This is a genomic window from Methanophagales archaeon (assembly GCA_021159465.1).
Classification (GTDB): Archaea; Halobacteriota; Syntropharchaeia; order Alkanophagales; family Methanospirareceae; genus G60ANME1.
The window spans coordinates 1-5,103 of record JAGGRR010000141.1 but is presented as its reverse complement, the minus strand read 5'-3'; the positions used below and the strand labels follow the sequence as shown (position 1 = coordinate 5,103).

Below are 5,103 nucleotides of genomic sequence, written 5' to 3'. Positions count from 1 at the left end.
GGGTCAAACAGTTATAAAATAGGACATATTCCTTTTTTAACACCTCAGTGGTACAATTTCACTTAACTCAGTTCCTCCACCTGACTTCCACCTCATCAGGTCTGAAATTTGGCTTCACAGCCGATTCTTGCAGTTCTATCGTCTGTCCAGACTCGAATTGAAGCAGCCCGAGATATGCGATCATAGTGCCGTTATCACGTAGATAGCGTGTTTCAGGCACGAAGAATCGAGCACTACGGTCCTGGCACATCGTCCGTAGCATCTGCTGCAATCGCCGATTTGCTCCCACACCTCCCGCCAGGAGCAACTCTTCTTTACCGCAATACGCCATTGCGCGCTCGGTCACCTCTGTAAGCATAGCAAAGGCAGTCTCCTGGAATGAATAGCATACCACTTCTCTCTTGTGTCCGGCATCCAGTGCATCCTTAGCAGCAGTGGTCAGTCCTGAGAATGAGAAATCCATACCCTTCACCACATACGGTAAATGAATATATTCATATTCGACACCTCTGACTCCTCTAGCTCTGGATGCCAGTTCTTCTATCTTCGGACCTCCTGGATGACTCAGACCCATGTAGCGTGCGAACTTATCCAGCGCATTACCTATACCGATATCCAGGGTCTCGCCCAGGATGCGGTAGCGCCCCGCGTGATATGCGAGAACCTGAGAGTTCGCTCCACTTACATACAGCACCACAGGGTCTCTCACACCACATTGCCATCTACCTATTTCTATATGTGCGATACAGTGGTTGACACCAATAAGAGGCTTTTTTAATGTGAGTGCTAAAGCTCTTGCCGCTGTCGCTACTGTCCTCAGGCAGGGACCCATGCCCGGACCCTGAGAGAATGCCACACCATCTATATCAGAGATAGAGAATCCCTTTTCTTTCGCTTTCGCGCCCTCTATCAATTCAGATACCACGCGTTTAAGCTCGGATGCGTGATGCTGTGCTGCTTCCCGTGGATGAATACCACCGTATATAGGCTTATATGCTGATTCTGCTTCGTATATTACTCTATCTTCGGTTACCAGTGCAGCACTGAGGTTCCAGGCTGTCCCTTCGAGTCCCAGAATGACCACCATTATTTATGCCCGTATTTTTCACAGTATAATAAAAACACAGTAAATAAAAATGTACTCTATTGAAACCGACAAACGAGCACTTTTACGGTACATTCCTATCGTTTATTCATGTGCACCCCATATTCTGGTTCTTCATAATCTTCAAAATCAAAACCTGAATATTGAAGTGTTTTTAGGTATTCATTAATTGGTATCATGAGCAAGAAGCTTGTGTTTCTTATATATCCTTCATTTAAAAGAGCTACTTTTATATTTATCCCATTGCAACAGAAATCGTTTTCATAGATGTGTTTTAGTTCCTTTTCGTCTGTCATCCTTCATAGAGCTATGTTCATATTTTATCTATCATTAACTGAACTGCGGATAAAGTGCCTAAAGAATGATCAAATCGAGTATGTTTAGCACATTGATACACTAAATCAGCTAAACCAAGTTGTTTTATCATCACTTGGGTCGTAGTCCGGTTTGGTATCCACCAATGTTAGAGAGCATTAGAATCGAATAGGTTTGAAGAACTCCCTGTCCAAAAACGAGGCTTCTATTTTTACTCTCATCGCCTTTAGCCAGTTTAGTCCGCAGAAGGTATCGCAACATCGGGCATCTTCCGTTTGGGTTCCAACACTCTGGTAGTGGGAAGTGGGAGCGTTCGGAATTACTTCTTAATACAAACAGCATTTATTATTTAAACATGGTGGAGATAAAACCGTTCAAGGCGACGATATTGAACCCGGAAGTGGCAAATCGAGACGAACTCATTTGTCCCGTCTATGACACTATTGACGCCGCTCAATACGCGAGATATTCGCCCAGAAGGGATAATGTCATCCACTTCACCACCAGGCGTCAGGGTATGAGTGAGCGCGAATTTGTGAGTTATGCACGTGAGAATTTAGAGCGTATGTTCAACGAGGGAATCCTGATAGAGTGTGAGAATCCCGCATTGTATATTTACGGAATCAGTTATAAACTCTCAAGCGAGCTCATGAACCAGATCCATGAAGAGAATAGAAGAGAGACTTATTTCGCTTTTGGACTCGTGGCACTGGTGAAGCTTGAGAAATTGAATGAACATCTTATATTTGGGCACGAGAATACCTTTGAATCCAATACAGATGAGCGATACCGGCTGATGAAGGAATGTGGCATGAATTTCGCACCGATTGTTGCAGCTTATAAGATGCCACACCATAAAATAAACCGTATTTTTGAACGCTACATAGGGTTTTCAATGCCAGGAATGTCAGTAGAGAAGAAGCCACTTGTAGATGTCTCCCTGAATGGTAGTCGGCACCTACTCTGGGAGATCTCAGATGATGAACTCGTGGAAGAGATTCAGCAGCTGATGCTTGACCGGAAGATAATGATTCTGGACGGGCATCACCGGTATACAGCCTCTTACTGGCTGAGTAAGAGTGGAGGACCAGCATATACATTGATGATGCTCCTCGAAGAGGACGATAGTGCACTCTTATTGCTGCCCTGGCACCGATGTTTAAGGAGATGCCGCATGCATACACTGTGGGAGCAGATAAGATCGAATTTCTACGTTGAAGCCTGTGATGATGGAGATGGAGATGGTGATAGTATCTACGCAAAGCTTCGTGAATGCAATAGCGATTTTGATGTCAGAGTATGCATGTATGATCGTGAGAATTTCTATCTGCTGCGCGCTGATGAGCGAAAGATAAGAGATCTCTCAGAGAAGAAGGGCGAACGAGTCGGGCTGGATGTAATAAGCCTCCATGAATGGCTCATTGAGCCTGTACTTGAAGGCAATCCAGCAGAGGAACTTATCTTCACTGCCAGTCCAGGAGAAGCGATAGAGGGGGTGAATAATGGTACTTTCAGAGTTGCTTTCTTCCTGAAACCGCCGAAGATGGCGGATGTTGAATATAAAGCGATGGTGGAGAAGAGGGATTTACCTCAAAAGTCCACACTCTTCCTGCCGAAAGTAGCAGAGGGCGTTGTGATGTGGAGGTTTCAGCGAGATTGAGATTGAAGATACAAATCCCGATTCAAGAAAGGGATTAAGGCAACTATTAACCCATCAACGTAATACTGTTTCCTGTCCATAACACCTCTGGTGAAATATCCGATTGCACCCTGTTTCTGTTTCGTATCATCCTCGCCCGTCAGCTCGTCCATCACGTCACCGAGTTCTATACCCCTCAAAAGCTCCTCGGTTATACACGATGGTGATTCAAAGAGAGGGGTACAGCCATAGCTTTTCATGCCCCGCTCGTCCATGATACACATCACACCAAATACAAACCACCTGTTGAATAGCTCTATTATCCCGCCCTCAATGCCCACGAAGAAGTTTGCATTTAACAGCTTCTCTTCATTACGGGCTCTCAATTCTAAAGCTCGATTCTCAGCGCCCTCGAATGTCTCATCACCCACCGGCTGGCTGGATACCTTACTATCCACAGCTATACCTGCTACTTCCACTTTATTGAAGAATATGGAAAACGCTTCCTTTGCTGCATTCAGTTTCACAGGGTTCCGGGACCCTACTAAAACCTTCACCATGATAAAAAGAATAGAGGGATATAGAATAATAAATAGTCAGAGGGGAGAGATAGAGGATATATGACCAACCGTACTGGATGGATTATAGCCATCGCAGCAATCTGCGTTTTCAGCACACAATTTGGTGTTACCGTGATTGCAACGCCGCTTGCATGGTGGGTGGTTGAGAAATTTGAAACCACGTGGTTTGTATCTTCACTGGTATTCGCAGCATTTACAATTGCAAGTACACCACTTGAGATCCCGGGTGGTATGCTATCAGATAAAATAGGCAGGAAACCACTAATTGTTGTTGGACTATTACTTTATGCAGGTGCATCGGTGCTATTTCCATTCTCTCGTACACCTTCTGACCTGATATTTGCGCGACTGCTGCAGGGCGCGGGTGCTGGCTTGTTTTTTCCTGCTATCACTGCTCTTATCACAGAGATGACGAGTTATAAGGATAGAGGGTATGCAATGAGTATCTACAATATTGGTATGGGTGCAGGCATGGCACTGGGTCCAGCAGCGGGCGGGTTCCTCCTTGCTATGTTCGGTATCTTCGTTCCTTTTTATCTCTGTGCTGGCTTCGCACTTCTCAGTGTGGTACTGGTGTTTCTCTTTGTCTCTGAACCCCTGTTAAGGGTGAGGAGCAAGAGTAAAAGAGTAGCATTATCACTGACTGATAAGGATAGAAAGGCACTGACATTCTCATGCGTGGTAATCTTCTTTGGTATAGGAGTTGCAGCAATAATGACGCCTGTTTTCGCGCCTTTCGCTGCTAAAGAGCTCATGCTGTCGCTATCATTTGCAAGAAGATTGGAGCTCATAGGGCTTATTCTGTCCACGATGCTTGCGGTGTTTGCGATACTACAGGTGCTCTTTAATAGATTGATGAAGCATACAGGCGAGCTGAACCTCTCCATCCTCGGACTGTTCATGTGTGCGCTGGGGCTGCTATTTCTTTATTTCGCAACCACACCGACAGAACTATTTCTGATAAGTATTGTGCTGGGTGCAGGTCTCGGTGCGCTCTCGCTTGGTACATTAACGCTGGCATCGAAATCGGCAGCAGGTAAGGAAGGGCAAGTGATGGGTGTCTATTACACGATGTTTTATGCGGGTCTCGGTGCTATTCCACTCCTCTGCGGCTGGCTATCTGATATCTCAGGACCGAGGATGCTGTTCCTGGGCTATGCATTACTTCTTTTGCTTCTGTGTCTCGTGTTGTGGGTGACGAAGTGATGCGAAGGGCAAAGTGCTTCCCACACAATTCTAAATCAACTCCATGGTGTTCATGCTGTTATAACCTCTCCCTGAATATACTTTCCTTTCCATAACCCTCTCCTCCACTCACCAATAAACAAGCTCTCTCGCACTTATCCCCATGCCTTCAGCCAACTGTATGAGGTAGAAAGCTAAATGGAAGGTACAAAACACTCTCTTTTCAACACTTCTACCTGTATATTGATGCAAACGCTTCAATCCAAGCGTATTCTTCA

General features: G+C 45.3%; 5 protein-coding genes. 2 read left to right on the top strand and 3 right to left on the bottom strand.

Annotation, left to right across the window (positions count from 1 at the left end):
- Positions 1-67: 67 nt before the first annotated feature.
- Positions 68-1,087, bottom strand: a complete 1,020-nt coding sequence (locus J7J01_06495; GenBank protein ID MCD6210522.1) for a bifunctional N(6)-L-threonylcarbamoyladenine synthase/serine/threonine protein kinase — start codon at positions 1,085-1,087, stop codon at positions 68-70.
- Between the two features lie 95 nt (positions 1,088-1,182).
- The gene (locus tag J7J01_06490) at positions 1,183-1,401 is read right to left on the bottom strand and encodes a hypothetical protein (GenBank protein MCD6210521.1); all 219 of its coding nucleotides are present in this window, start codon (positions 1,399-1,401) and stop codon (positions 1,183-1,185) included.
- A 374-nt stretch (positions 1,402-1,775) separates the two neighbouring features.
- On the opposite strand from J7J01_06490, the gene J7J01_06485 reads away from it, so the two are divergent.
- Positions 1,776-3,080: a DUF1015 family protein gene (locus J7J01_06485; GenBank protein MCD6210520.1), complete on the top strand. Its 1,305-nt coding sequence runs from the start codon at positions 1,776-1,778 to the stop codon at positions 3,078-3,080.
- Here J7J01_06485 and yjjX read toward each other — a convergent pair.
- Complete coding sequence (gene yjjX, locus J7J01_06480; GenBank protein MCD6210519.1) at positions 3,068-3,586, bottom strand: inosine/xanthosine triphosphatase; 519 nt, start codon at positions 3,584-3,586, stop codon at positions 3,068-3,070. The two genes, J7J01_06485 and yjjX, sit on opposite strands and share 13 nt — an antisense overlap.
- 93 nt (positions 3,587-3,679) lie before the next feature.
- Here yjjX and J7J01_06475 point away from each other — a divergent pair, with 93 nt between their 5' ends.
- Positions 3,680-4,846, top strand: coding sequence for an MFS transporter (locus J7J01_06475; GenBank protein MCD6210518.1), 1,167 nt, complete (start codon positions 3,680-3,682; stop codon positions 4,844-4,846).
- The last annotated feature ends 257 nt before the right edge of the window (positions 4,847-5,103 follow it).

Coding starts and splice junctions, on each gene's coding strand:
- J7J01_06495 (MCD6210522.1), bottom strand. CDS start 1,087: ATGGTGGTCATTCTGGGACTCGAAGGGACAGCCTGGAACCTCAGTGCT.
- J7J01_06490 (MCD6210521.1), bottom strand. CDS start 1,401: ATGACAGACGAAAAGGAACTAAAACACATCTATGAAAACGATTTCTGT.
- J7J01_06485 (MCD6210520.1), top strand. CDS start 1,776: ATGGTGGAGATAAAACCGTTCAAGGCGACGATATTGAACCCGGAAGTG.
- J7J01_06475 (MCD6210518.1), top strand. CDS start 3,680: ATGACCAACCGTACTGGATGGATTATAGCCATCGCAGCAATCTGCGTT.